Here is a 26,064-nt window from a genome sequence, read left to right on the forward strand (position 1 = left end):
AGGGAGAGCGCAAGTGGGGACCTATGATGCAAGACAACGAAAAATGATTTTATCGGGGGTGCTGCTGGCGACCTTCCTCGCCGCCATTGAAGGCACGGTTACGGGGCCGGCGGGTCCGGCCATTGTCGGGGAATTCCAGGGCATGCACTGGCTGAGCTGGATTTTTACCGCTTATCTGCTTGCAATGGCCGTCACCACGCCAATCTTCGGCAAAATCAGCGATTTATTCGGCCGAAAACCTGTGTTTATCGGAGGCACGGCCGTTTTTCTGCTGGGATCGTTATTGTGCGGTCTCGCGCAGAGTATGGAACAGCTTATCGTGTTCCGGGCCATTCAAGGGCTTGGAGCAGGGGCACTTACTCCTATGACCTTTACGATTATCGGGGACATTTATCCGATTGAGGAGCGGGGCAAAACCCAGGGGCTGCTCAGCTCGGTCTGGGGCATCTCGTCTCTTGTCGGGCCGCTGCTGGGCGGCTATGCCGTCGATTATTTAAGCTGGCGCTGGGTGTTTGTGTTCAACCTTCCGTTTGGCCTGCTGGCAATGTTTGTGATTATGCGGTATTTAAAAGAGGACCGGGTGCGCCGCAAAACAAAAATCGACGTTTTGGGCGCGCTGCTGTTCGCCGCCGGAATGGGCCTGCTGCTCTTCTGCCTGTCGACAGGCGGCGAAAGCATCCCCTGGACATCGCCGTGGCTGCTGGCCGCGTTGTTCGGATCGCTCCTGCTGCTGCTCGTGTTTTTCTTCGTTGAAGTCCGCGCGTCTGAGCCGATGCTGCCGCTTAAACTGTTTTCTATCCGCAGCATTTCCGTCTCCACCGCGGCCAATCTGCTGGCCAGTACGCTGATCATCGGCTTGTCCACTTATGTACCGCTGTGGGTGCAGGGGGTGGCGGGGCGCAGTGCGGCCGCTTCCGGCCTGCTGCTTGCCCCCATGTCCGTCGGCTGGATGGGCGGCTCGTTTGCAGGCGGCCGGCTGCTGCTGCGTTACGGTCCGCGCCGTACGGCAGTTGCGGGACTGGTGCTGGTGACGCTCGGCGCCGCCATGCTGGCCGTGATGGCGCAAACCGCCAGTCCGCTGTATTTGCTGGTGCCGACTTTGTTTTGCGGCGTGGGCTTTGGCTGCGCTTCCATCGTGTTTACCGTTATCGCTCAGTCCTCTGTCGGATATGAGCTGCGGGGCTCCTCGACGGCGCTGAACACCTTCACCCGCTCACTTGGCCAAACGGTTGGCGTGGCGGTTTTCGGGACCTGGCTTAACCTTCGGATCAGCCGCCTGCTGGCTGATTCCCCTAGCGGCGCCGAAGGGCTGGACGTCAACAGCCTGCTGTCCCCCCACGGGGCCGGAGGAGCGGCGGGGGAAGTTTCGTCCAGTCTGGCCGGTGCGCTGTATGGGGGGCTGCATTCGCTTTTTATTTTGATGGCGGTGCTTGCGGCGTTGTCGCTTCTGATCAGTACCGGGTTCGGCCGGTCGCTGCCGGGTGACGGACAGCCGGCGGGATCGGGCAGATAAAAACGGCGCGCAGGTAAAGAGGTTTCTGGCGGCCGGTGAAGAAAAGAAACCTATCCTGAAACATTGGAGACGGACCGATGCCCATAAATCACGATGAGCTGTTGGAAGTTTTGAAAGATCAAGGGATCACCGATGTCATTCAGATTCAGCGGAAGCCGGCTGCTGTCCGCAGCAGATCTTCTCTAAGCACGGTCGAAGCACGTAGGAAGGATGGAACGCTGCTCTCCTTTGTGGAAAAAAGCACGGAGGCAGACTATATCCCATTTGAAAACCGGATGTATACGTACTTCTCCGGCAAAAAAGTGCCGATCCCCAAGGTTTGGCACAATACTTATGATGCAGCCTCATCCGAAGGGATAGTGCTGCTGGAGGATCTGACGCCGGGATACCGCGACCTGTCTGATTGGAAGGTCCCGGTTGACTCATGCCGGGTGGAGGAACTTGTAGAAGCGATTGCAGCGTTTCATGCGGCTACATGGGAGGCGGCGGATCTCCCCATGCCGGAGCATTTGGCCAGCGTACAAGCCTATATGACACATCTCTCGTATCTGGAAAGGGATTATCTCCTTTTTAAAGCGGATCAGGCCTTTGGCATGGAAGAAGCGGCGCTTGAAGTGTACGAGCAAAGTCTCGCCGGGCTGCGCCGGATGGCGGACAAACGTGTGGAACGCGTGAACCGGTACCAAAACACCGTTTTTATTCATGGGGATTTGAACGTGTGCAATCTGCTTTACCCGCTTCATGATAAGACAGGGCCAAGGATTCTTGATCTCGAGGCGGTAAAAGTAGGGTTGTGTACGGAGGATCTCGTCATGCTGTTTGTGCATGATTTGTTTCATGGCGGGGAAGAGACGCAGTGCATTTTTGATACGTATTATCGGGAGTTATGCCGGAGGATAGGCAGCGGTTATTCTTATTCCCAATTTACCGAGGATATATGAATAGCGGTGATGGAGGGACTGTTTTTTCCTTTAAAGCTGTATGTTTATGAGGGAGTCAGGGACGAGGAACTGGTGTATAAATCGTTAAACGCATATAAGCAGCTGTTGTCCAGCTAGCTCGGCTCGGTTAATCAAGCGATAGTCTCTTGTTATACAAAAAAGGCCTGTCAAGGTTCGTCCTTGGCAGGCCTTTTCGCTGTGCGGTGACTCGGGCTGACTCATCACCCATGGTTACCTGGAGATGTCGCGTTATACCGGACACCAGCCCATCGCGTGATGCGGCAGAAATATCTTGTCTTTGCAGGTGTATCCGGGCTAACAGTGTTATTTCCGCGGAAGCGGCGACAGCTTCTCGGCTTGGAGTCCCATCTTCTTGAGCAGGATGATCATCTGCTCTTTCTCTTCATCGTTCAGGCCGCTAAACGCCAGATGCATGCGTTCCGAATACTTCGGGTACATGTCGTTCATCAGACGTTCTCCTTCGGCGGTCAATTCGGCAAAGATCACCCGGCGGTCGCTCGGGCAAGGCTTGCGCTGGATGTAGCCGCGTTCCTCCAGCTTGTCGATCACGTAAGTCACGTTGCCGCTCTGCAGCAGCAGCTTGGCCCCGATCTGCTGGATCGGCTGCGGTCCTTTGTAAAACAGCACCTCCATTACGGAAAACGCCGTCGGATTAAAGCCTTCGATCTTGCTGCCGGTTACCGCATGCTCGTTGATGGCTTTAAAGGATTTCGCGAATACCCGGTACAAATGGAGCGTCAGCTGCGTATCGCGTTCATACGATTGGATCATGATCTCACCTCTATTATGATCTGTGAACATATATGGGGGCGTAACGCCCTTGCAGAATCTTGTAGGATAGCCGGTTTGCCGGCTGCAATAACTTAACAATACGGGAATCCGAAAGGGAAGAACATGTGATTTGTCACAATGAGAACAGTTTTAATTATTAAAAATCAAACAATTTTTTTAAAAAAATGATGGCGCTTGCGCCGGGCCCTGGATTCCTTCATTTCATTCCTCGGGTTGACCCCTGTTTCCATCCGAAGGCGGATGCTGTTGCTGTCCGATTGGATTACGCTGTTTACAGCGAAATGAGCGAGGAGAAAAGGAGAGAAAACTATGGGAAATACTGCGGTTCAATCGGGCGGAGGCGGGCTGCGGCTGCGGAGCAACCGTCCATTTTTGGTGCTGATGGGGGCCCAGCTGGTGTCGAATATCGGGGAATGGTTGTATTTGCTGGCGCTGCTGACCATGATCGGACTAAAATGGAAGGCAACGCCGTGGGAAATTACGGCGGTTTCTTTATGTATGGCTGTTCCGATGCTGATTGGCGGGCCGCTGGCTGGCGTGCTCAGCGACCGTTTCAACCGCAAGACCATCATGATCGTCTCGGATCTTGTACGGGCTGGAGTGGTGGGCGTTTTGGTGTTTGCGGGCTCGCTGTGGCAGGTCTACGCACTGCTGCTGTGCAAAGGCGTGATGGATGTTTTGTTTTCTCCGGCGAAAAGCGGCAAAATTAAGGAGCTTGTGCCTCAAGAGCAAATGGACCAGGCGGTGGCGGTCAGCTCGTCGATCGAGCAGATTACCAAAATCGCCGGTCCTGCGGCCGGAGGTCTGTTAGTCGGAGCATTCGGCATCTCCGCGTGTTATGTTATTGACGCAGGGACATTCCTCGCGTCTGCCCTGCTGCTGCTTGCCCTGCCAGGCGGAATGGGAGCAAGGTCCAAGAAGGTACCGGCAGCGGCGGAAAAAGAGACAGGCAAACGGTCTTTCCGTCAAGACTTGGCCGCCGGGCTGCGGATCGTATCCGGCATACCCATGGTGTTTGGCGGACTGATGACACTTGTATCGGCGCTGCTTGTGCTGCAAATCGCCGACTCGCAGACCGTGACGCTGTTCCGGGATGTCCCCGGCGTCAGCGAAGACCTGCTTGGCTGGTGTGTCGGCGCAAGCGGGTTGGGTACGCTGATCTCTGCGGTAACAGCGGGCAAGATGGGCGCAGGCAAGCGGCCGCTGATTTTTATGGGATCGGGAGCAGTGCTTATGGGGCTGGTGTTTACGTTATCCGGAGCGGCTACACTGCTGATTACAAATTCAGTCCTGATTCATGGGCTGTTGTTTGGTTCTTTCCTGCTGGCTGGAGCAGGGGCGGGGATGATATTTGTGCCGTTTCAGTCCATGCTGCAGCAGCGGACACCGGCGGAATATACGGGACGTGTGTTTGGCACCGTCAACAGCCTGACCAGCGCCGCGGTTATTCTTGGACCGGTTGCGGGCGGGGCCCTTGTGACGGGATACGGTCCGGTTGCGGCCTTCGTCATATCCGGGATGCTGGCGGTGCTGGTGGGCCTGTCACTCCTGTTTATGCGCTCCCGGATCGAGCGCCGGAATGTCCAGCCGCTAGGTGAGACGGCGGAGCGAATCGCTTAAGCTCCAGCAAAAAGTTCCTCTGGAGGCTTCGCAGGAAGCCTCATTAAGGTTCGCTGGAGGCTCGCTGAAGTCTCTTGAAAGACTCTCGAAAGTCTCTCGAAAGTCTTTTGAAAGTCTCCCGAAAGTCTCCTGAAAGTCTCCCGAAAGTCTCCTGGAGACCTCTCTAAAGGCTTTCAGAAAGCCCCTCAGAAAGCCCCTCAGAAAGCCCTTATGGCGTGTTCTCAGGAGTTCCCCCCTATGCGGGGGATTTTTTATTTATGGCTGGTTCAGCCGATAGCCGATACAGATGTAAATTTGTCCTTGCATCCCGTCTCTAAGAGGCGTTAAATGAATGCTGACCATCAAAAAGAAACGGTAGGCCCTTTAAATTCGTAGTAATTAAAAGTGGAAACGAGAGAGACAGATTGAAATGGGAGTTGGAGTCATATGGACCAACGGGAATGGATGCGCGAAAACGCGGAGAACACAAGAGAACCGAGTAAACCGAGTGAATCAAGAGAACCGGGTGAATCGGGAGAATTGAATAATTGGGTTGGATCGGACGAATTGGCCGGATCAGGGCAATTGTCTGAATCAGCCGAATTAGCCAAACAAGCAGCCACACCAGGGATTGCTGCGGAGCTGCCGGAGGAGATCGTGCTTGACGTGCGGATCGACGAGGCCGGTTATGAACAGGGAGAACCGCGTATTTGGGATATCGCCTTTCAGGTGCGGCGAGGGGAACTCCTCGGACTTATCGGGCCAAATGGCGCAGGCAAAAGCACGACGATCAAAACCCTGTTAGGTCTGCTGAAATATTCGAAATCGGCGGTGTCCTTCGGCAGAGACGGCCGCTCTTACGCCTATGTGCCGGAGCAGCCGGTATTTTACGAGGATTTGACGCTGTGGGAGCATCTTGACCTTAACGCGGCTGCGTTCGGTATGGAATATCCGCTGTTTCAGCGCGAGGCCGAAGAGCTGCTGCGGAGGTTCGGCATGCAGCATGTGCGCAATGATCTGCCTGACGGCTTCTCCAAAGGGATGAAGCAAAAAATGATGCTGATGCTCGGCTTTCTGGTCAAGCCGGATGTCTATATCGTGGACGAGCCGTTTATCGGGCTGGATCCCCGGGCGACCAAAGACTTTTTGCTGCTGCTGGAATCAGAGCGGGCGCGGGGCGCAGGTGTGCTGATGTCCACGCATGTGCTTGATACCGCGGAGCGGATCTGCGACAGATTTGTGCTGGTGTCGGCAGGGCGCATGGCCGCATCGGGAACGCTGCAGGCGATACGGGAGACGGCTGAACTGCCGGAAGCGTCGCTGTTTGATTGCTTCGACGCTTTGACATGAGCAGCGGGGGGCTATCGAAGATGCAAAAGACCAGATCCTCAGACCCCGTTCCCGGTAACAGTTATAAGTTTGCCGGGCCGTTCTCTTTATTCCGGCGCAGGCTCATAGGGCATATCCGCGAACAATACGGAATTATCCGCACTGCCGCCGATTGGACAGTACTCGTTTATTTCATCATACCTGGACTCCTGCTGGGCGGAAAACTCTATTACGGACTATGGCATGACGCGCTGCCCGCCTGGAGCGCCGGGCTGCCCTTCATGCTGATCTCCGCCTTGTTGGCCGTGCTTATGCAGGGCGGGATCGTGCTGTTTACGCTGGAAGGGGACCTGCTATTCCTGCACAGGCGCCAGGGATGGCTGTCTTTGGTGATGCGGGGCGGCTTAATCTACAGTCTGACGGTATCTTTTGCCAAGCTGCTGCTGGGTTATGTGCTGGTTCTTCCGTTTATGGTCAGAGCCTACGGGGCTTCGCCAGCCTCCGCCGCGGCATTTCTCCTGCTGACACTTGCCTGCGGCGCTTGTGTCAAAATCCTCAAACGAACCGGGCTCATCCGGTACAAAGGCTGGCGGAAAGGGCTGTGGCAGACGCTGGCCATCACCGTACCCTGCGGCTTGTATGTGCGCTTGTCCGCTCTGCTGCTGGACTGGCCGCTGGGACTCCTGCTGTTAGGGATTGTATATGCTGCGGGGGCTGCCGCGCTTGCGGTCTGGCTGCTACGTCAGCCGGGAGTGTTATCGGAGCAGGTGCGGGAGGATTTCCGCCAGCGGATGAAAATCGCCGGCCTGCTGCTGATGCAGGTTATCGACAAGCCGAAGCCGACCCGGCATAAATCGCGGCTGTTTCGGAAATCGCAGCAGGTGGTGCGGTCTCCGCTGCCGCATAACCGGCTGGCCGATGCGGGCATCAAGGCGCTGCTGCGGAACTCCCGCCACCTGAAGCTGTACGCCCAGTTCACCGGGGTGTCACTTGTAGCCATTTTAATCAGTCCGCTGATTCTGAAGCTGATTATGTATGTGGTGCTTACGCTGTTGATGACGCACTGGCTGTTCTCTTACTGGAGCAGCTTTGCGGGCGATGACTTCATCCGGCCGCTGCCGTTTACGAAGGCTCAGAAGGCCGACGCCGGGATGAAGGCATTGTCCCTGCTAATTCTGCCTTACACCGCGCTGTGTGCGGTTCCCGTCTGCCTGGCCGCTGCGGGATGGTGGGGGCTGCTGTTGTTTATTCCCGCCGGGCTGGGGTTAGGTTATCTGGCTGTAGGGATATTCGGCACTTTCCGGCTAGAGCGATAAGGCGGAGCTGACTTTAAGGTTGGAGAACCTGTCCTACATGACACGCAGAGTATTCCCTAATTCGTTAATGTACGATGAAAGGAATACTTTGTGTTTTATTTTGCAGGGACCGTATTGACAAAACATAACTCACTTGTTAAGGATCGTGGTAGTGCGACCCACCATGTCAACAAGAAAGGTGCGTAACTCTGTGTTACAACAACATTCCCTGCCTGAACACAGTCTCGCTTTTCCAAACCTTGGAGGCGTTTTGAAGCAGCTTTGCATTGTCCTCCCCTATGACTTTCTTGCCGGACTCAGGGGACCCTATTTGCTGATTATTCAGCGTTTTGGCCAAGAGACGGACTCAGATCCCCTTATTTACGCGGAAAATCCATAGTTTGGATGTTTTAGGTACGAATAACGGATCTGGAGTCCGCAAGGCAACCCCAAAGCCCACGAATTTCAGAAATAACGTCCTCTGGGTCCGGAAAGACCTCCGTAGCGCGTTCGGTGGTAATCCGCTGAGGGTGTGTCAAAGGAGAAGATTCGTTCCAGTTCGTTCAACGACAACAGCGGCAGTCGAAGACATGGTTTATCAAGTCTTGGTTCGCGCTGCTTTCATTAACTCAACTTTTGCAGCCTGAGATCGGCAGATGCACCTTGAGATGACTGGGCAAACCAGCCCAGTGTAAGGTGTTAACTTCATCGCACCGTAAATAAAATAGCACGCTGAGCGGTGCGTTCGCCGCAGGCGATGCGGTGTTTTTCTATTTTTTCAAGACGATTACTTTTTCGCGGTTAAATCCGCGCCAGGACTGGAGCTTAGCTGATTTTCGCTCTGTGAAAGTTGAGTGATCTATAATCGGCAAAAATATATTAGGGCTCCATTGCTGTCTGCCGGGTGATCAAACAAAAACCGCAGGGCAGAGGCCATAGGCCCGATACCTGCGGTTAACAGTTTAACACGGTTAATAGTTTAAAAAATTAAGTCTGCGGTCCGGGTAACTAAACCCTAAACCTCCCCTGTACCTCCAGCCGCTGTTTCCTGCCTAACTCTCCCCGGCCTTCAGCGCGGCATGTTTCCTGCCTAACTCTCCCCGGCCTTCAGCGCGGCATGTTTCCTGCCTAACTCTCCCCGGCCTTCAGCGCGGCATGTTTCCCTGCGGTATATCCAGTCGAGAATGCAGCGGTAATGTTGTACCCGCCAGTGTAGCCATGAATGTCCAGAATTTCTCCGCAAAAAAACAGCCCATCCGTCAGCTTCGATTCCATCGATTTTGGATCGACTTCTTTGAGGTTTACGCCGCCGCCGGTGACGAAGGCCTCCTCAATCGAACGGGTGCCGTGCGCCTTGACCGGCATCCGTTTGGCAACGGCGGCAAGCTGGGCGCAGCCGTTTTTCGGAAGATGATGGCCGGTGATGTCGCCGTCCAGCTCCGCCTTGCCCAGCAAAAGCGGAATCATCCGCTCCGGCAGCAGGCCTTTTAAGGCGTTGCGAATCGCCTTTTTGGGCTCGGCCTCGAGCTTCTCGCGCACCAGCCGTTCCACCTCCTGCAGCGGCAGATCGGGGAACAGATCGACGGACAGCTCCACCTCGTCCGAGCCGGTCTTGCGCTGCACCTGGCGGAGGAACTGGCTGCAGCGCAGCGCAATCGGTCCGGACAGACCGAAGTGGGTAAAGATCATATCACCGCGGTGGGAGATCAGCTTTTTACCCTTATGGCCCCAGACGGTGAGTGTCACATCGCGCAGCGACAGCCCCTGCAGATCGCCCGAGCGGATCCACGGCTCCCGCGACACAATCGGCACCTCTGTCGGGAACAGCTCGGTAATCGTGTGTCCAGCCGCTTCCGCCCAAGGGTATCCATCGCCTGTAGAACCGGTTTGCGGCACCGACCGGCCGCCCGTCGCGATGATGACAGTCTTGGCGCCAATGGTTTTTCCCGAAGCTAGAAGAATGCCGGAAACCGCTCCATCCTGATAGAGCACCTCCCGCACGGGGCTGTCGGTCAAAATCTGAACGCCAAGCTCTTTCACCCGGCTGACCAGCGCCTTGACCACGGTCGCCGCTTTGTCCGTTACCGGAAACATCCGCCCGTTGTCCTCTTCCTTCAGCTTAATGCCAAGCGATTCAAAAAACGCGATGATATCCCGGTTATTGAAATGGCCAAACGCGCTGTACAAAAACCGCCCGTTGCCGGGAATATGGGCGATCAGCTCGTCGGTTTCTTTAATATTGGTCACATTGCAGCGGCCGCCGCCCGAGATGCCAAGCTTCCGCCCCAATTTGGCCCCTTTGTCCACCAGCAGCACGGATGCGCCGGCCTCCGCGGCCGCAACCGAAGCCATCAGGCCCGAAGGGCCGCCGCCGATGACGATTACATGATAAGTCTCCATGAAGCGCTCCTTTTTCTTATACGTTATGCTGCTCTAATACAGGCATCATACCATTAGGAGCGGGGCGGCACCAAGTCCGGCGGCAGGCGCCGCAAATTCTTTTGTCGACACATTGTCAAAAGATGGCTGAATGTGCTTTAATCTAAGCAGACACGGGACGATTTGCCATATAGGGGAGTGGTTGCCTATGGATGCGCTTAAAGAGATTTTATTACAAATATCGGCAGCAGGCAGCTTTTTGCTAATGCTTATATGGGGGCTAGGCCGACGGCCGGCGCTTCAAACGAAGGAATATCCCGAAGATTCTTGTATTATGGCTGCCAGCGCATCCGCCGGTGTTGTGCTGTGTTCCATGCTGTCCTTCAACCTGCACGGAGCGATCCACTTAAGCCTGGCGATTCTGCCCGGTTTCATCGGCATGCTGTATGTTCCCTGGAGGTCCCGCATCGGGATTGCAGTGTTGCTGTTTTTATCCACCCTGATTGTTACGGAGCCAAGCAGCCCCCTCAGCCTGCTGCTGAATTCGGGCGCTTTCGTCTATCCCCTTCTGCTCTGGCTGGCTCCACGATTCCAAACAAGCAACACTATTGAAAAGATATGTATTTTATGGATGTGTCTCATTCCGGGATTAACCGGTATTCCGCTGTCCGCTTATCTTCAAGAAGCTAAGATGTACCATTTACTGGCTGATGATGGATTGACCGTTATTTTTTATATTTTTACCGCCGTTGTGCTTGGCGCGATTTTTGTCTGCGTCATCGAGGGGTGCCGAAACAAGCGAAGTATGGACCAAATGCTGGAGGGCTTCCGCATCCAGGCACAATGGGAAAATGAAAAGCTGCAGCAGATTACCAACGCGGTGCCTGTAAGCATTATGACTGTGGACGAACGCGGAAATGTGAACGGTATCAATGAAAATATGCTGGCCATGATCCAGAATCTCTGCCCCGGAATGGATTGGGAAGGGATCAGAGGGAAGCCTGCCGGGCTGCTTGTGCACAATGTGCGGAATCCGGAGGCGATAGAACGGCTGCGTCTTGCATTTTATACCAGACAGCGGACCAGCGAGCGGATCGTGACGGATACGCACAGCTGGCATGTATTTGCAGCGCCGCTTCATAGCGAGACTGAAGGAAAGCCGGGAGGTATGGTGCTGGTGATTCAGGACATGACTGAGGAGGAAAAAATGCGCAGCGAACTCGGCAATGTGGAACGGCTGACAATGGTAGGACAAATGGCTGCCGGCATTACGCATGAAATCCGCAATCCGATGGCGGTTATCCGCGGCTTCCTGCAGCTGATGCGGGAGAAAAGTCCGCCGGACATGGAGCATTATTACCGGATCGTGATGGAGGAGCTGGACCGGGCCAACAGCATCATCACGGATTTTCTTGCCCTTGCCCAGAGCCACAGCACCAACCGGGAGCGGGTGGATTTGCACGGCATTATTATGGAGCTCGGCCCGCTGCTGTGGGCGGACGCCAATTTGAGAGGCCAGACTGTCGATATCATACTGAATAAAACGCTGCCTCCGCTGTATCTGAACGTGAGGGAGATCAAGCAGCTGATTTTGAATTTGTGCCGCAACGGCATGGAGGCGATGGATGACAAGGGGGTGCTTACCCTGGAGACCCGGCATGCGGGCGGGCAGGTGGAATTGATTGTGTCCGACACAGGCTGCGGGATTCCGGAAGGCAAGCTGAAGAAGCTGTTTGAGCCTTTTTACACCACCAAAAACCAGGGGACCGGGCTAGGGCTGGCACTCTGCCTGGGGATTGTGGAAAGGCATGGCGGCACCATCCGGGTTCAGTCCACCGAAGGGGAAGGCACCAGCTTTATCATCTCGTTTCCGGAGGAAAACGGAGCGGACGGCATAATTTTGGCGGAGGCCGAGTAACGCCGGGTTCCTTGCTTTCGGGGAGTAGGGATGTATAATAAAGTTAGTAGTCATCTGTGCGTGGAAGTTCATTGACAAGTGTTGCTGAACATGCTTTGCACGGGTCTCCGGCGGGTAATCTCATTGGAGACGGCGATGACGCATAATCAGAAGGAGTGATAAGTGATGGCGATGTCTTTTGACCAATATATGAGAGATACGATCCAGCCGATGCGTGATGAACTGACTTCCATCGGATTCCAGGAGCTGAAAACACCTGAAGAGGTGGAGAATACGCTGCCTACAGCGAAGGGAACTGCTCTTGTAGTTGTGAACTCGGTATGCGGCTGTGCGGCCGGACAATGCCGTCCAGGCGTAGCCCAAGCGCTGCAGGGCGAAATCAAGCCGGATCACCTGTTCACGGTGTTTGCGGGACAGGATAAGGAAGCGACTGCAAAAGCGCGCGAGTATTTTGCGCCTTATCCGCCGTCGTCTCCGTCGATTGCGCTGATGAAGGACGGCGAGCTCGTTCATTTCATCGAACGTCACGGTGTGGAAGACCGCTCGGCTGGCGAAATTGCCGAGGAACTGAAAGAAGCTTTTGACCGGTTCTGCCGGCAGTAACGCCTAGGCGGGCCACCCCGCGGCATCGCAAGCTTGCGATTTGCCGCGGTCTTTTTTGTATGCGGCGGACGAAGGTAAGGTCCGTCCGCCATATAGACTGAACCATGGAATTGCAGGGCGGAGGAGATGGCGGAGAATCGGTAAGTCCCAATTTTTCGAATTGACGGCTCCGCTTGATTTGTGCTTTTTCAATTTTGTCTATATATATTCATGAAGACACGCAGGACAACCATATTATGGAGACGGGGTGTTTTACAATGAGTATGCAGGAAGAGATTATCGCCGCGCTCGGCGTCAAACCGGTGATCGATGTCGAGTCCGAGGTCCGGAAACGGGTGGATTTTCTAAAAAGTATGGTGCTTCAGGCAGGCGCAAAAGGCCTCTTGATTGCGATCAGCGGCGGGGTCGACAGCGCTGTGGCTGCAGGTTTATGCAAGCGGGCGACGGACGAGCTGACGGAGCAGGAAGGCAAGGAATACATCACGATGGGCGTCTACCAGCCGTACGGCGTTCAGGAGGATATCGCCCACAGCTATGCGGTGGGCCAAGCATTTGGGCTTACGCATACGGTGGAGACCAATATCGAGGATGCGGTGAACGAAATCGTGCTGGAGGTGGAGCACGGCTTCAAAGCGCTTGGGCAGCCACGGCACATGACGAAGGAAGGCAAAGGCAATGTCAAAGCCAGAACACGCATGGTCGTGCAATATGCGCTGGCGAATGAGCATAACCTGCTGGTAGTCGGAACGGACCACGCCTCCGAGTCAATCACCGGCTTCTATACGAAGTGGGGCGACGGGGCGGTGGATGTTACGCCGATGTCCTCCCTGAACAAACGCCAGGTCCGCCAGTTGGCCGCTTATCTGGGTGTTCCGGACGAGGTGGTCACGAAGGCGCCGACTGCGGGCCTGTGGGAAGGCCAGACGGATGAAAAAGAGCTTGGCCTCTCCTATGACGATAATAGTGATTATCTCGAAGGCAAAGCCATCAACCCGGAAGTTGCCGCGAGACTGGAAAGTTATTATGTCCGCACGGCCCACAAACGCCGTCTTATTCCGGGGATTTGACCAGCTGAGAATGCTTCGGACAAAAGAAAACGCCGCGGTATTCTGCTCGTTTAGAGCAGAGCCGCGGCGTTTGTCGGTTGGGCCGGCTGTTACCTGCCGGGGGAGCAGCTAATCCATTAGCTGTTGGATACTGCCTTATCCATTAGCTGCCATAGGCTGTCTTTATCCATAAGCTGCAGGGAGGCAGTCCTACCGATTAGCTGCCTGGGGCTGCCGTCTCCAACACCTGCCGGACGAACTGCGAGCTGGCTTCTATGGCCTGCTCCAACTGCGGCGTAGCCCCTTTAAATGGATGCACGCAGCCAAAGGTGTGATTCCCTCCGGGGATCTGAACCCACGATATATCGGGGCGGATGCCGGTGAGTTTTTCGGAGCCGAGCCGGAGCCGCTTCCCGTCTTCCGTGCCTTGGATCAGGACGACCGGAAATTTGGCATCCGCCATCCGGGTGAAGATGTCATAACGCGCTTGCTGGCGCTCCAGATCGTCCAAAAGAACTTTGTCCAGGGGCATCTGCTGGCCAGTCCGTCCATTCACAACGTAAGACCGTCCGTTCACCCTCATCTCCCGTTTTTGCTCTTCGGTGAACAGGTCCAGATCGGTGACGCCGTTCCAGGAGAGCACGCCGGCGATCCGGTCCGGGTGATCCAGCGCATAAACGAGGCTGACTCCGCCGCCCAGGCTGTGACCGAGCAGAAACAGCGGCAGCTTGCCGAGCTCAGGGTCCTGGTTGAGATGAGAAACCAGAATCTCCAGGTCCAGCAGCTCGCGGTCGCATGTATTCCGGGCGAATTTCTCGAGCTCCGTGAAGCTGTGCAGATCTTCGCCGATGCCGCCGTGAGAGAAGTTAAACGCGATAACCTCGTGTCCGCGCGCGCTGAGCGTTTCGCACACGTAAGGGAACATTCCCCAGTCCTTGAACCCTTTGTAGCCGTGGGCGATGACAATCAAACTGCCGGCTGGATGGGACGGAGAATAGCGGCTGCAGCGCAGGACGGCATCTCCGCCCGCCGGAATCGTAAAATTGCGGTTCATGTCTTGGTTATAACTCCTTTCGTGTCCGGTTGGACAAACAAGTGCGCCCGGGGTCAGCCGCGGGAAACATAGGGCGTGGACTTCCCGGGTGTTTTCTTTTAAGATATAGAAATTGATCCGCGAACGCACGGGTCCTATTCGCCTTCTTCTCCTGCTCTACTGGAGAGGAATGGCTATAGGGAAACTATACCATCCTTATTGTCTTCACGCCACGTGCGCCGCTGGGATCTGGGATGTGAGTCAATACAGCAAAGATAAGGCTTGCAGGAAGCGAACCGGAAGTTTGATGCGACGAAAGAGGTGGAGGCGTTGATCTACGGAATCGGCCATGATGTGCTGGAGATTGACCGGATTGAGCAGGTGCTGTCCCGCGGTCCGGAGGCTAGGTTTCTCCGCAGGATACTGACTGCCGGCGAACTTGAACTGGCCGGGAACCGAAGCGGCCGGCTGGCCGAATTTACGGCGGGCAGATTCGCGGCCAAGGAAGCGGTCGTAAAAGCGCTGGGCTGCGGAATCGGGGCGCAGGTGGGTTTTGCCGACATTGAGATTTTGCCGGATGGGCGGGGCAAACCGGAAGTGCTTTTGTCGGAGGGAGCCTGGACCCGGCTTAATTTGCCGGATGGCCACCGGTATACGATCCATCTGACGATTACCCACAGCAGGGGGCTTGCCTCCGCTTTTGCTGTGGTGGAGACGCACGGATAACGCCCGAAGCGTCAGCGATTATGTCAAAAGACAACTACGAATAAAGGAGAGCGGTTATGCATCCCCATGACGGATTGACGGACCCGAAACGCTTTTTCAGCGAACGGCTGCTGGAGTGGTACCATAGCCAAAAACGGGATCTTCCCTGGCGCCGGCACCGCGATCCCTACTATATCTGGGTATCGGAAATTATGCTGCAGCAAACCCGTGTGGAGACGGTGATTCCATACTTTAACCGGTTCATCGAACGGTTCCCGACCATCGCCGCGCTGGCGGAGGCACCGGAGGAAGAGGTGCTGAAGTGCTGGGAAGGACTCGGTTATTATTCCCGGGCCCGCAACCTGCAGCATGCGGCCAAAGAGGTCAAGGAACGATACGGCGGCGCCGTGCCAAATGACCGCGAGGCGGTATTTGGCCTGAAGGGCGTCGGCCCCTATACGGCGGGTGCGATTCTCAGCATCGCCTTTAACCGCCCTGAACCCGCGGTGGACGGCAATGTGATGCGCGTATTGTCCCGTTATTTTCTGATCGATGACGATATCGCCAAAAATAAAACGCGGGTGCGCATGGAAGGCTTGGCCGCGGAGCTGATTCCGGAGGGCGAAGCCTCCCATTTCAATCAGGCGCTGATGGAGCTGGGGGCGCTTGTGTGCACGCCCAAAGCGCCGCGCTGCCTGACCTGCCCGGTGATGGAGCAATGCGCAGGCAGACTGGAGGGACGCGAGCTGACGCTGCCGGTCAAGACCAAAGCGAAGCCGCCGCGTCCGGAGACGCGTATCGCGGCGCTTGTTGAAGGAAGCGGCCCAAACGCCGGCCGCGTGCTGATCCGGCAGCGGCCTTCCACAGGCCTGCTGGCCCGGATGTGGGAGCTGCCGCATTGGCCCGCGCCGCCGGAGGCGGCGGCCGAAGACGGGCTGCGGCGTTCGCTGGCGGACAGCGGGGTTCCCGCAGAGGTCCGGGAGTATTGGACGGAAGCGGAGCATACGTTCAGCCATATCCACTGGACCTTGAAGGTATACCGCTGCAAGGAGCAGGCGGCCATTCCGCTGGCCGCGGAGCACCGGACAAGGTACGGGCTGTCCGGGCCGCTGCCTGAGGCGGAGCCGGAGCTGTTCGCGGACGGGCCGGAACCCGAGCCGGCCGGCTGGCCGAAGCGCTGGATCGGCCCGGAGGATATGGGCAGCTATGCGTTTCCCAATGTTTTTTTGAAGCTGCTGAACCGGTATTTTGGTTCGGATGCGGAAGGCCCGGCGGGTATCTGACGGAAGCAGGAACGGAGCAGAGAGCATGGCTTCATCAGCATTTTTTTGTAAGTGAATCAACTGGTCTCATAAAATAGGCAGCACAACAAAGAGCCTCCACCCGCACCAGGCGGGTAGAGGCTCTTGTATTAGCTTCAGGTGGTGCTTCATCTCCTGGAATGGAGACAGCAGTTACCTTGCAGATGTATATTTTTATTTCGCGTTTTCGTAACGTTTGCCGACTTCTTCCCAGTTTACAACGTTCCAGAAGGCCTTGATGTAATCCGGACGTTTGTTCTGGTATTTCAGGTAGTAGGCGTGCTCCCATACGTCGAGTCCGAGCAGCGGAGTCGCGCCTTCCATCAGCGGGTTGTCTTGGTTCGGTGTGCTTGTTACGGCAAGCTTGCCGTCTTTAACTACGAGCCAAGCCCAGCCGCTGCCGAAACGGGTTGTAGCAGCTGCGGTGAAATCTTCTTTAAATTTCTCGAAGCCGCCCAGCTCGCTGTCAATTGCTGCAGCCAAAGCGCCAGTTGGAGCACCGCCGCCATTCGGGCCGATGGTTTCCCAGAACAGGCTGTGGTTGGCATGGCCGCCGCCGTTGTTGCGTACCGCGGTACGAATAGCTTCCGGTACAGCGTTGAGGTCGGAAATCAGCTCTTCAAGGCTTTTGTTCTGCAGTTCGGGTGCCTTTTCCAGTGCGGCGTTCAGGTTGGTCACATAAGTGTTATGGTGGCGGTCATGGTGAATCTCCATCGTCAAAGCGTCGATGTGCGGTTCAAGTGCGTCGTTCGCGTAAGGAAGTGCCGGTAATTGAAATGCCATGGAAAAATCCCTCCTGAGTTCTTTTAAAATTTTTAGGTTATTTCCAATCTAACCTATGGGATATGTACCCGTCATGCTATCCTTATTAAACCTCATTCGTATCCAGAAATCAACATTAAACAAACAATAACGTTTAAAAAGTGTGTTGGCGCTTTCAAATCATGAAGTATGTAAACGCGAGGTTAGAAGAAGTTTGGTGATGTAAATCACAATGACGCACTTTCATTCCCATTTAATAGAATCTTGACAGAATATGAGATGAAAACGCTTAATATAAAGCGCTTTCTAAAGAAAAATGGTGATATTGGGCGAATAATGTGCTTTAATAATAGTAAAAGCGGGTATTCCTCGTTATATGCTCTTTTTCTACTCCACAATGTCAAGGAAAGTCCTTCTTTTTGTAAATCAAATGCCAGAGACAAGGAGATTTTGACAAGATGCAAGTTCGTTCCTTTCAATTAAGCGACTGTAACCCCGTGACTGAACTTTTGCAGGTGTCTTTATCAGAAGAATGCTTTGAGAACACCATCGAGCCTTTTTCCCGTCAGCTTTCCTGGGATTCGGACCTCATCGTGGTTGCGGAAGAAGAAGGGGAAATTGTCGGGGCGCTGATCGGCACGATTGAGAAGAATCACGGTTGCTTCTTCCGGATCGCCGTGCATCCTGATTACCGCCGGCAGGGGATAGGCCGGAGTCTTGTAAGCGCTTTGGAGAACCGTTTCATGGCACGTAAGGTCAGCGGCATTTATGTGGCCGGCGACGAGCATAATGAAGCCGCGCTTCCGCTTTACGAAGCAATGGGTTACGGAGAGAACAAAGTGTTCAAATCTATCCGTCAGTTAAGCATTGTAGGCTGATTGTCCATAAACCGGTCTGCCTGGCGAAACGGGACAGGATCGGGGGAAGAACGCATATTTACTCATATTGAGCATATCTTTCCAGGCGTTGCTTTTGCCGGAGAGATATGCTTTTCTATTGATAGCGCCTTGATTTCTGGCGCTGGGAAATGGCGGGAAACGGCTGGAAACAGCGGAGACTGGGTAGCTGTGGAAACTGAAGAATGCGAAAGCAGCGGAAACCTGGGTAGCTGTGGAAATAGCGAAAAACCGCAGGAATTGTTGAAAGCGGATTGGGTATCGGAAACCGCGGGAAGCGAGAAATTGCGGAAACCGTGAGAGTGCGGATCTGCGAAGACTGCCGAAACCGTGAGACTGCGGATCTGCAAAGACTGCGGAAACCGTGAGAGTGCGGATCTGCGAAGTTTGCGAAAAGCTGCAGGAGACTGCGTCTATCGGTGTTTACGCGCCGGATCAAGCGGGTTAGCCGATGATTGGATCGGCAACAATGAAGAAAGTCAGGAGGCGGACGAATGGTTACAACCGGTCAGGCACCTTATGCGCCGCCGCCGTCCCCTTGGGCAGCGCTTAAGGAAGAAATCAAGCGGGCGGCCCCGTCGCTGGGCATCGATGATGTCGGGTTTGCGACGGCGGAGCCCTTTCTATATTTGAAGACACTGCTGCAGGAGCACCGGGAAAGGGGGTATGAATCGGGGTTCGAGGAACCCGATTTGGACAAGCGCACTATCCCGGCCCTAAGCAGCGGAGAGCAGCCGCTCTCGATCATCGCCATCGCGGTCGCTTACCCCTCCAAGATGGAGAATCCGCCGAAGTCGGAGCCGGGCAGCCGTAGAGGCATTTTGTCCCGGTCTGCTTGGGGCAGGGATTATCATTTGGTGCTGCGGGAGGCCTTAGAGCGGCTGGAGGCCTTCATCCGGGAACGCGTGCCGGACGCGGTGCTGGAGAGTATGGTCGATACCGGCGTGCTGGTCGACAGAGCGGTCGCGGAGCGGGCGGGCATCGGCTTCAGCGGCAAAAACTGCGCCATCATTTCCCCGAAATGGGGATCCTGGATATACCTTGGCGAGATGGTGACCAATCTTCCGTTTCCGCCCGATACCCCTGTGGCTGAAGGCTGCGGGGATTGTACGAAATGTATCGATGCTTGCCCGACCGGCGCGCTGGTCGGCCCGGGGGAACTGAACGCACAAGCCTGCGTTTCGTACCTGACGCAGACGAAGGGGTTCCTGGAGGACCGGTATATGGAGAAGATCGGCAACCGGCTGTACGGCTGCGATACCTGCCAGATCGTCTGCCCGCACAACCGGGGCAAATCCTGGACCCACCGGCCGGAGCTGCTGCCGGACCCCGAGCAGGCAAAACCGCTGCTGCTGCCCATCCTTGACCTCAGCAACCGCGAGTTCAAGGAGAAGTTCGGCAGCAGCGCTGCGGCCTGGCGCGGCCGGAAGCCGATCCAGCGCAATGCGGTGATTGCGCTGGGCAACTTCAAGGAGGCCGCGGCGGTACCGAAGCTGCGCGAGGTGCTGCTGGACGATCCCCGGCCGGAGCTGCGGGCCGCCGCGGCCTGGGCGCTTGGACGCATCGGCGGCGAGGCCGCACGCCAAGCGCTGGAGGAGGCGCTGCCGCGCGAGCAGGACGCCGAGGCGGCCGAGCGGGTTAACCGGGCGCTGGCGAAGCTGATGCCGGAGCAAAAGCAGGAGCAGGAGCAGGAGCAGGAGCAGGAGCAGGAGCAGGAGCAGGGGCCAAGGCCTTAACCGGAGGCAGATGCAGCAGCAAGCTTATCCCGGGCAGCGGAACCTTCGGAATCAGCGGTGCAGCAGAGCCGGCAGAATCAGCAGAGCCTGTAGAACCAGCGATACCAACAGAACCTGCGGAATCAGCAGAACCCCGTCTGCCAGGGAGGGCATTATAGGTCAGTCAGAGGCAGCGGACTCCAAGCGGAGCTGGCTGGGGAACGGACTACGGCTCGTCCGGTTAGGACGCTTGTGCCTCGTCATTATGGCCTCCCGGACGCGGCCTGCTCACGCAGTGACGGCCAGCTTGAACATGCCGTGTGACAGCCTGTCGGGGCGGGCAGAGACCAATCCGGACGGACTTGCAGATACCTGCTTGAACACAGCAGCGTAAGACTTTTGCTGACAGGGTTCGAAAGGCTGATTTTCCAATTGCTAGCCAGTTTCCGAAATGCTATGATAGATTCGCGCGCCTAGTGTGCGTAGGGAGAAACTCAACAGTTGAGGTGGACAAGAATGGATATCGTAATCCCGATTATTACGCTGGTTGTGGGGCTGATTGGCGGGTTCTTTATCGGCGTATTCTATCTGCGCAAGCAGATGGAGAAGATGCAAAATGATCCGGAAATGCTGCAGAAGGTGGCCAAGCAGATGGGCTACAACCTGAACGGCAAACAGATGCAGCGCGCGCAGCAAATGATGAAAAACCAAAGCCCGCAGCAGCGCCGCAATCCGGCGCAAGGCAAAGGCGGCGGAGGCCGCAAAGGCAAATAAGCCAGTTCACCGGGTCCGGGTAGAAATATAGGCAGGGCCGCGGAAGGGGGATGTTTCACATGGGGGGCATCAAGGATTACGTAAATGGCAAAGTTGGCGAGAACCGCGAGAAGATCGAATATCATGTTCAGAAGATTTTGGAACTGATCGGCGAGAATCCCGAGCGCGAAGGGCTGCTCGAGACGCCGGCGCGGGTAACGCGCATGTACGAGGAGATTTTTGGCGGCTACTCGGTTGATCCGAGAGACGTGCTTGGTGTGACGTTTGACGAGTCGCACGAAGAATTGGTTATCGTAAAAGATATTGTCTATTACAGCCAGTGCGAACACCATATGGCCCCGTTTTTCGGCAAGGTTCATATCGGCTACGTGCCGAGCGGACGTATTGCCGGTCTGAGCAAGCTGGCGCGTCTGGTTGAAGCGGTTACCCGCAGACTCCAGGTGCAGGAACGTATTACCGCACAGATTGCCGACATTATGACCGAGGTGCTGAACCCGCACGGCGTGATGGTTGCCGTGGAAGGCGAGCATTTATGCATGTGCTCCCGGGGCGTGAAGAAGCCCGGAAGCAAAACCGTGACGACTGCCGCTAGAGGCACCTTCCGCGAGGACCCGGCCGCCCGGGCGGAGTTCCTGGCTTTGATCAAAGAATGATAGATGTTTTACAAGACGGATTCCAGCGGCTGTCCCAGCCGTGGAATCCGTTTTTGCGTTTACAGCCGCACCGGGTTATACATTGGTTACACCCGCACGGGCCGACAGTTGAGGGGAAGACCCGGCCAGGGGCGAGTGGCAGGGGCGAGTGGCAGGGGCGACTGACCAGAGCGACTGACCAAGGGCGACTAATAAGGTGTCCAGGTGATGGTCGATGCCGTCCGGAACCGTTCAGCGACATAAGGCCAGTTCACTACATTCCACCAGTCTTTGATATAGTCGGCGCGTTTATTTTGATGCTTCAGATAGTAGGCATGTTCCCATACATCGAGCGGCAGCAGCGGGATGATATCCCATTGAGACAGGTTTTGGTGCTTCTCGGCAGTCAAAATCTCCAGTCTGCCGCTGCGCGGACTCCAGACGAGAATGGCCCAGCCGCCGCCTTCAACACGGTTCGCCGCTTCGCTAAACTGCCGTTTGAAATTGTCGTAGCTGCCGAAGCTTTGGTCTATGGCATCAAGCAGCATTCCTGTAGGCCGGCCGCCGCCCTGCGGAGACATGGTGTCCCAGAACAGCGTGTGCAGGTAATGGCCCGCACCGTGAAAAGCCAGCTCGCGCTCCCAATGCTTCACCAGCCCGAAATCTCCTGTTCTGCGGGCCTCAGCCAGCTTTTTTTCGGCTTCGTTCAGCCCGTCTACATAGCTCTGGTGATGCCGGTCATGGTGAATTTTCATCGTCGTTGCATCGATATACGGCTCCAGCGCTTGGTAGGGGTAAGGGAGCGGCGGCAGCTTATGCCCTCCGATCGGTACCGCCCGGGGAGCGCGTTTCGTCTGCGTGTCCTCTTCTCCGGACGACCGGGCAGGTTGGCTTCCTGTGTCCAAAACCTTAGCAGCGCCCGGAGCCTCCAAACCCTGCTCAGCGCCGGCATAGGTTTCATCAGCCAGCGGCTCTACGCCTCCGTAAACATCGTACGCTGTAAGGCCTGCCGCCTGCTCCGCCAGTTGGGCCGGGAAATCGCCGGATGCCTGCAGCAGTGCCTCCGCCGCTTCCGCAGCCTCGGGCAGCGAGCGGAAGACAGGGCTGTGATCCAAGGCCAAGCGGAGCTGGCGGGCGAATTCCCGGGTCTGGGCGGCGCTTTCCACCCGCAGGCGGCCGGCTTGGGCGGCAAGCTCCGGCGGGGAAGGCACCTCCGCTGGAGCAGCCCGGCAGGCCGCATTCAGTCGTCCAGCCGCTTCCTCCGCCGCGGCGAACACGGCGTCCCATTCCTCCAGCCATGCCGTGTAAGACGGCTCCAGGTGCGGCGCGGCCGCTCGTATGGAGCGGATCTGCGCCCGCTCCAGGTTTTTTTGGCGCCAAATGGTTTCCAGCAGCCCGGCCGGTCCCGGCGAGCCGTGAAGGTTAAGCATGTCTTTTTCCCTCCCACCCGTGTTGGTTATTCATCGCATATATATGAGGCTGGACCGGCAGTTATGTAAAGACCAGGATGGATATTCCATGAAGCGGTGCACAAAAAAACCGGGAAGGAACCTAGGTTCCACCCGGTTTACATATCAAGCCCGGCATTAGGGCAGCGCTGTTTGCTTTATTCCTTACATCCCCGGCGCTTCACGGATTTCTCTCTGTTCGGCCAGGCGTACATTGCCCAGGAATGTCGAGACACGGCGTAAATATTCGCGCGGGTGTTCCCGGAACAGCAGCTCATGGTGGCTGCCTTCAACGATCCACGAGCCGGAGTACAGATTGCTTTGGTTCGAAGCCAGCAGCTCGGCGATCGGATAAGGCGCTTTGTCGTCGTTAGTGCCGTGCAGGAACAGGATCGGGAACGGATAATCCTTCGTTTTTACTTCGTTATAAGGAATCTGATCCAGTCCTGTGCCGTTCAGCAATGGGAACAGCATCTTCATGATGTCGAGCGACGGATGACGCGGCAGATCGATGTTCTGCTTGATGTTGTGGAACAGCGTGTCGGGCTCCAGCAAAAAGGTGCTGTCCAAAATCATGGCGTCGACGTCTTTGGTGTCCAGTCCGGCCTGCAGCGCCGTTCCGGCACCCATGGAAAAACCCCAAACGACAATCTGTTTGGCTCCCTGCTCCTTCGCGTAGGCGATGGCGCCGAGCAGCTGCTGCTTTTCTTTTTTGCCGCCGGTTGCGACATCCTTGCTGTTCGCGGAAGCAAAGCCGTAATCAAACATGACGACGTTAAAATTAAGACGATGGGCATAATGGGCGAGATCGTACATCGGCACCCAGGACTCTTCACGGTTTGCGCCGTACCCGTGGCTGAACACAATCGTTTTGGACGAATTTTCGGCCGGAATGTACCATCCGCTCATCTCCCGGCTGCCGTCGGCCGCGGGGAACGTGATGTCACTGTATTGCAGCCCTTTGGCCTGCATCGGGTTGGAGTAAATGGGAGCGACCGTCGGATTGGACAGCACCCAGGCGATGTAGGCATGCAGGGAGATAAAACAAAATACAAAGAAAAAAAACACGGACAGCAGCAAGGCGACCAGGATATGCTTAAAGCGGATCATCCGCAGCGAGAGCTGGGGCGTCTCCGGTTTATGTTCCAATGACGGGCGGGAGACCGGCTTGCCGGTTCTTAAGGATGCTAGATCCATAGGGTCCCCTCCTTAGATTTAGTACAATTTAATCGTAGAATCATGTAAGCCTAAAGTCAATAAAAGTGCGACTTTTGTAATGTAACTGTAAAGTGAGTCCCAGACTTTTGCCAGTGGAAAAGGCTGGACTTCGATACGACGTTTGCCATAAGATAGAGATACTATAAATAATAATGTAACCGAGTTTCATTTGGTGAAACAATCAATCTGCAAAAACGTTAGCTGCCGGCCTTCAGCGAAATTCAGAGGAAGACTGGGGATTCAATACCTGTAAATGCCGGAAACACGAAAGGGAGATTGCCGTGGAAGACCGAAAATTGACCGTACGCGCCGTAGAGCGGGCGCTTGATATTTTACTGTGCTTCACCCAGGGGAGCAATCTGTCGCTGACTGAAATTTCCGCAAGCATCGGGCTACACAAAAGCACGGTACATCGTCTGTTAACAACGCTGGAAGAGAAGGGGTTTGTCATTCGTGACGCCGCCACCGAGCGGTACCGGCTCGGTATCCGGATCTGGGAGCTGTCGACCCACCTGCCGGTCGGCGACGAGCCGGCGGTGCTGCTGCTGCCGGCGATGGAGCGGCTGCGCGACCGGCTTGGCGAGACGGTCAGCCTGTATCTGCGCGACGGCTTCGAGCGCGTCCGCATCCAGGCTGTGCAGAGCCGGCAGGCAATCCGGCGCGTCGCCCAGATCGGCGCGCGGCTGCCGCTGTCGGTGGGCGCCTCCAGCAAGGTGCTGGCGGCCTATGCGCCGCCGGCGGTGCAGCAGGCGCTGCTCGACAGCCCTGGCTGGCCTGAATCGGTGGACAAAGCTGTGTACAAGGAGCAGCTTCGGGCTATTCACGAGCTGGGTTACGCCACGAGCTTTGAAGAGCGGGAGCCGGGAGCGGCGGCGGTTGCTGTGCCGATCTTCGGCCGCGGAGGGAACGCCGCCGCTGCGCTGTCGCTGTCCGGGCCGGTGAACCGCCTGTCGGAAGAGACGCTGATCGATTACGCAGGCGTACTGAAGGAAGCAGCGGCGGAGATGGGGCTGATGATCCCGTAACGGGAGCCGCCTCCATCAGCCGCCCCGTGTCTTCCTTGCGCGGTGAGGCGCGTAGCGGCAAGCCGGGCATCACCGCTGCGCAGCACCAGGCACAGTGTCAGGCATCGCATCACCAAGCAGCGCAGCACCAGGCAGCGCAGCACCGAATACCGCATCACCAGGCACCGCAGCAACCTTCCGCTACCGCGCTCCGCGGTACTCGCGGGGAGACATTTTGGCGTGGCGCTTAAAGGTTTTGCCGAAATGGGAGAAGTTGTTGAAGCCTGCAGCGAGGGAAATTTCGAGAACGCTGAGTGAGGTTTCCTTCAGCAGCTGTTCTGCTTCCCGGACACGGATAATGTTGATGTATTCATTCAGCGCAAACCCGGTCGCCTGCCGGAACATCCGGCTTAAATAACTTGGACTCATGTGAAAATACTCCGCCAGCCAGGTAAGCGACAGCGGCTCGGGGTAATGGTCGTTGATGTAACGCGCCACCTCGGACATTTTGCGGTACAGCGGGGTGTCGAGCACCGGCTGCTCTTCCTCCGCGCCGCCGGTATGCCGTGCGCACAGCAGCAGGAGATCCAGGATATTCTGGCGAATCGCGAGTCCCGAGCCGGGCTCGCGGTTTTTCATTTCGTGCACAAGTCTCCCGGCTGCGGAGAGTGCGGCCATCCGGTTCTTCAAATCAAGCCGGCATACGGGATGGCTGCGCCGGAAAGGGGACAGCAGAAAGTCGCTGTCCGGGCCGCCATGCCGCTGAACGAAAGCGTTATCAAAATAAAATACAATCCGCTCATGCTGCGGCGTGCTTCCATCCGAGGTTTTGTGCAAGTCGCCCCGGCCGATAAACACCAGATCGCCTTCCTTGATCAGATAAGAACGGTCGCGGATAAAATACCGCCGTTCCCCCTCTAACAGCATATACACTTCGTAGACGTCATGATAATGGTCAATATCCATCCGAAACGGAGCCGTGCGCCGGGTATGCTCCACCGAAAGTGCGGAATCCTTCTCCCCGTATACGGTGTGGTCTTCGCTCATGTCCATCCCTTCTTCGTCAAAAGTTACCGCAAATTATGCGGCATTCCTGCGAAATAGTCAATAAAAGCGGCGAATATCACGTGTGTTTTGCGC

The 26,064-nt window shown here is 56.2% G+C and carries 21 protein-coding genes and 1 pseudogene; 15 read left to right on the forward strand and 7 right to left on the reverse strand.

Annotated elements, in window-relative coordinates:
* Nucleotides 1–43 precede the first annotated feature (43 nt).
* Together ACE6ED_RS21715 and ACE6ED_RS21720 are read left to right on the forward strand one after the other, a co-directional pair.
* Nucleotides 44–1,513, forward strand: a complete 1,470-nt coding sequence (locus ACE6ED_RS21715) for an MDR family MFS transporter (protein WP_410829566.1) — start codon at nucleotides 44–46, stop codon at nucleotides 1,511–1,513.
* A gap of 77 nt (nucleotides 1,514–1,590) precedes the next feature.
* Nucleotides 1,591–2,454 carry a phosphotransferase gene (locus tag ACE6ED_RS21720; RefSeq protein ID WP_410829513.1) on the forward strand — a complete coding sequence of 288 codons (864 nt, stop codon included), beginning with the start codon at nucleotides 1,591–1,593 and terminating at the stop codon, nucleotides 2,452–2,454.
* A 324-nt stretch (nucleotides 2,455–2,778) separates the two neighbouring features.
* On the opposite strand, the gene ACE6ED_RS21725 is transcribed toward ACE6ED_RS21720, so the two are convergent.
* Nucleotides 2,779–3,246: a MarR family winged helix-turn-helix transcriptional regulator gene (locus ACE6ED_RS21725; RefSeq protein WP_410829514.1), complete on the reverse strand. Its 468-nt coding sequence runs from the start codon at nucleotides 3,244–3,246 to the stop codon at nucleotides 2,779–2,781.
* A gap of 330 nt (nucleotides 3,247–3,576) precedes the next feature.
* Here ACE6ED_RS21725 and ACE6ED_RS21730 point away from each other — a divergent pair, with 330 nt between their 5' ends.
* From ACE6ED_RS21730 to ACE6ED_RS21740, 3 genes are all read left to right on the forward strand, one after another.
* Nucleotides 3,577–4,887 (forward strand): MFS transporter, encoded by a 1,311-nt coding sequence (locus ACE6ED_RS21730; protein WP_410829515.1) that lies wholly within the window; start codon nucleotides 3,577–3,579, stop codon nucleotides 4,885–4,887.
* Between the two features lie 609 nt (nucleotides 4,888–5,496).
* Nucleotides 5,497–6,216 (forward strand): ABC transporter ATP-binding protein, encoded by a 720-nt coding sequence (locus ACE6ED_RS21735; protein WP_410829567.1) that lies wholly within the window; start codon nucleotides 5,497–5,499, stop codon nucleotides 6,214–6,216.
* Nucleotides 6,217–6,236: 20 nt separating this feature from the next.
* Nucleotides 6,237–7,511: an ABC transporter permease gene (locus ACE6ED_RS21740; RefSeq protein ID WP_410829516.1), complete on the forward strand. Its 1,275-nt coding sequence runs from the start codon at nucleotides 6,237–6,239 to the stop codon at nucleotides 7,509–7,511.
* A gap of 1,107 nt (nucleotides 7,512–8,618) precedes the next feature.
* Here the strand turns inward: ACE6ED_RS21740 and ACE6ED_RS21745 are convergent.
* The gene (locus ACE6ED_RS21745; RefSeq protein WP_410829517.1) at nucleotides 8,619–9,890 is read right to left on the reverse strand and encodes a BaiN/RdsA family NAD(P)/FAD-dependent oxidoreductase; all 1,272 of its coding nucleotides are present in this window, start codon (nucleotides 9,888–9,890) and stop codon (nucleotides 8,619–8,621) included.
* 313 nt (nucleotides 9,891–10,203) lie between these two features.
* On the opposite strand from ACE6ED_RS21745, the gene ACE6ED_RS21750 reads away from it, so the two are divergent.
* From ACE6ED_RS21750 to nadE, 3 genes are all read left to right on the forward strand, one after another.
* Entirely contained in the window at nucleotides 10,204–11,787 is a 1,584-nt protein-coding gene (locus tag ACE6ED_RS21750; RefSeq protein WP_410829518.1) for a two-component system sensor histidine kinase NtrB, read from the forward strand.
* A gap of 165 nt (nucleotides 11,788–11,952) precedes the next feature.
* A complete protein-coding gene (locus ACE6ED_RS21755) occupies nucleotides 11,953–12,390 on the forward strand; it encodes a BrxA/BrxB family bacilliredoxin (protein WP_410829519.1) in 438 nt (145 codons plus the stop codon).
* Between the two features lie 257 nt (nucleotides 12,391–12,647).
* A complete protein-coding gene (gene nadE, locus ACE6ED_RS21760; protein WP_410829520.1) occupies nucleotides 12,648–13,457 on the forward strand; it encodes an ammonia-dependent NAD(+) synthetase in 810 nt (269 codons plus the stop codon).
* Between the two features lie 196 nt (nucleotides 13,458–13,653).
* Here nadE and ACE6ED_RS21765 read toward each other — a convergent pair whose 3' ends face one another.
* The gene (locus ACE6ED_RS21765) at nucleotides 13,654–14,490 is read right to left on the reverse strand and encodes an alpha/beta hydrolase family protein (protein ID WP_410829521.1); all 837 of its coding nucleotides are present in this window, start codon (nucleotides 14,488–14,490) and stop codon (nucleotides 13,654–13,656) included.
* 309 nt (nucleotides 14,491–14,799) lie between these two features.
* Here ACE6ED_RS21765 and acpS point away from each other — a divergent pair, with 309 nt between their 5' ends.
* A complete protein-coding gene (acpS, locus tag ACE6ED_RS21770; RefSeq protein WP_410829568.1) occupies nucleotides 14,800–15,195 on the forward strand; it encodes a holo-ACP synthase in 396 nt (131 codons plus the stop codon).
* Nucleotides 15,196–15,251: 56 nt separating this feature from the next.
* On the forward strand, nucleotides 15,252–16,457 hold the full coding sequence (mutY, locus tag ACE6ED_RS21775) for an A/G-specific adenine glycosylase (RefSeq protein ID WP_410829522.1): 1,206 nt from the start codon (nucleotides 15,252–15,254) through the stop codon (nucleotides 16,455–16,457).
* 192 nt (nucleotides 16,458–16,649) lie between these two features.
* Here mutY and ACE6ED_RS21780 read toward each other — a convergent pair whose 3' ends face one another.
* Nucleotides 16,650–17,258 carry a superoxide dismutase gene (locus ACE6ED_RS21780; RefSeq protein ID WP_410829523.1) on the reverse strand — a complete coding sequence of 203 codons (609 nt, stop codon included), beginning with the start codon at nucleotides 17,256–17,258 and terminating at the stop codon, nucleotides 16,650–16,652.
* A gap of 437 nt (nucleotides 17,259–17,695) precedes the next feature.
* Between ACE6ED_RS21780 and ACE6ED_RS21785 the strand changes: the two genes are divergently transcribed.
* The 4 genes and pseudogenes from ACE6ED_RS21785 to folE all read left to right on the forward strand — a co-directional run bounded on the left by ACE6ED_RS21785 (nucleotide 17,696) and on the right by folE (nucleotide 21,275).
* The gene (locus ACE6ED_RS21785; protein ID WP_410829524.1) at nucleotides 17,696–18,115 is read left to right on the forward strand and encodes a GNAT family N-acetyltransferase; all 420 of its coding nucleotides are present in this window, start codon (nucleotides 17,696–17,698) and stop codon (nucleotides 18,113–18,115) included.
* A 512-nt stretch (nucleotides 18,116–18,627) separates the two neighbouring features.
* Nucleotides 18,628–19,860, forward strand: a pseudogene (gene queG, locus ACE6ED_RS21790) (tRNA epoxyqueuosine(34) reductase QueG); the annotation flags it as partial.
* A 504-nt stretch (nucleotides 19,861–20,364) separates the two neighbouring features.
* Nucleotides 20,365–20,622 (forward strand): YneF family protein, encoded by a 258-nt coding sequence (locus ACE6ED_RS21795; protein ID WP_410829525.1) that lies wholly within the window; start codon nucleotides 20,365–20,367, stop codon nucleotides 20,620–20,622.
* A 59-nt stretch (nucleotides 20,623–20,681) separates the two neighbouring features.
* The gene (folE, locus tag ACE6ED_RS21800; RefSeq protein ID WP_410829526.1) at nucleotides 20,682–21,275 is read left to right on the forward strand and encodes a GTP cyclohydrolase I FolE; all 594 of its coding nucleotides are present in this window, start codon (nucleotides 20,682–20,684) and stop codon (nucleotides 21,273–21,275) included.
* A 188-nt stretch (nucleotides 21,276–21,463) separates the two neighbouring features.
* Here folE and ACE6ED_RS21805 read toward each other — a convergent pair whose 3' ends face one another.
* Nucleotides 21,464–22,684: a superoxide dismutase gene (locus ACE6ED_RS21805; RefSeq protein WP_410829527.1), complete on the reverse strand. Its 1,221-nt coding sequence runs from the start codon at nucleotides 22,682–22,684 to the stop codon at nucleotides 21,464–21,466.
* A 183-nt stretch (nucleotides 22,685–22,867) separates the two neighbouring features.
* Entirely contained in the window at nucleotides 22,868–23,899 is a 1,032-nt protein-coding gene (locus tag ACE6ED_RS21810; RefSeq protein ID WP_410829528.1) for an alpha/beta hydrolase, read from the reverse strand.
* 302 nt (nucleotides 23,900–24,201) lie between these two features.
* Between ACE6ED_RS21810 and ACE6ED_RS21815 the strand changes: the two genes are divergently transcribed.
* A complete protein-coding gene (locus tag ACE6ED_RS21815; RefSeq protein ID WP_410829529.1) occupies nucleotides 24,202–24,945 on the forward strand; it encodes an IclR family transcriptional regulator in 744 nt (247 codons plus the stop codon).
* Nucleotides 24,946–25,125: 180 nt separating this feature from the next.
* On the opposite strand, the gene ACE6ED_RS21820 is transcribed toward ACE6ED_RS21815, so the two are convergent.
* Entirely contained in the window at nucleotides 25,126–25,971 is an 846-nt protein-coding gene (locus ACE6ED_RS21820; RefSeq protein ID WP_410829530.1) for a helix-turn-helix transcriptional regulator, read from the reverse strand.
* Nucleotides 25,972–26,064 lie beyond the last annotated feature (93 nt).

It is taken from the genome of Paenibacillus nanchangensis, from assembly GCF_046543445.1.
Lineage (GTDB): Bacteria > Bacillota > Bacilli > Paenibacillales > Paenibacillaceae > Paenibacillus_AQ > Paenibacillus_AQ nanchangensis.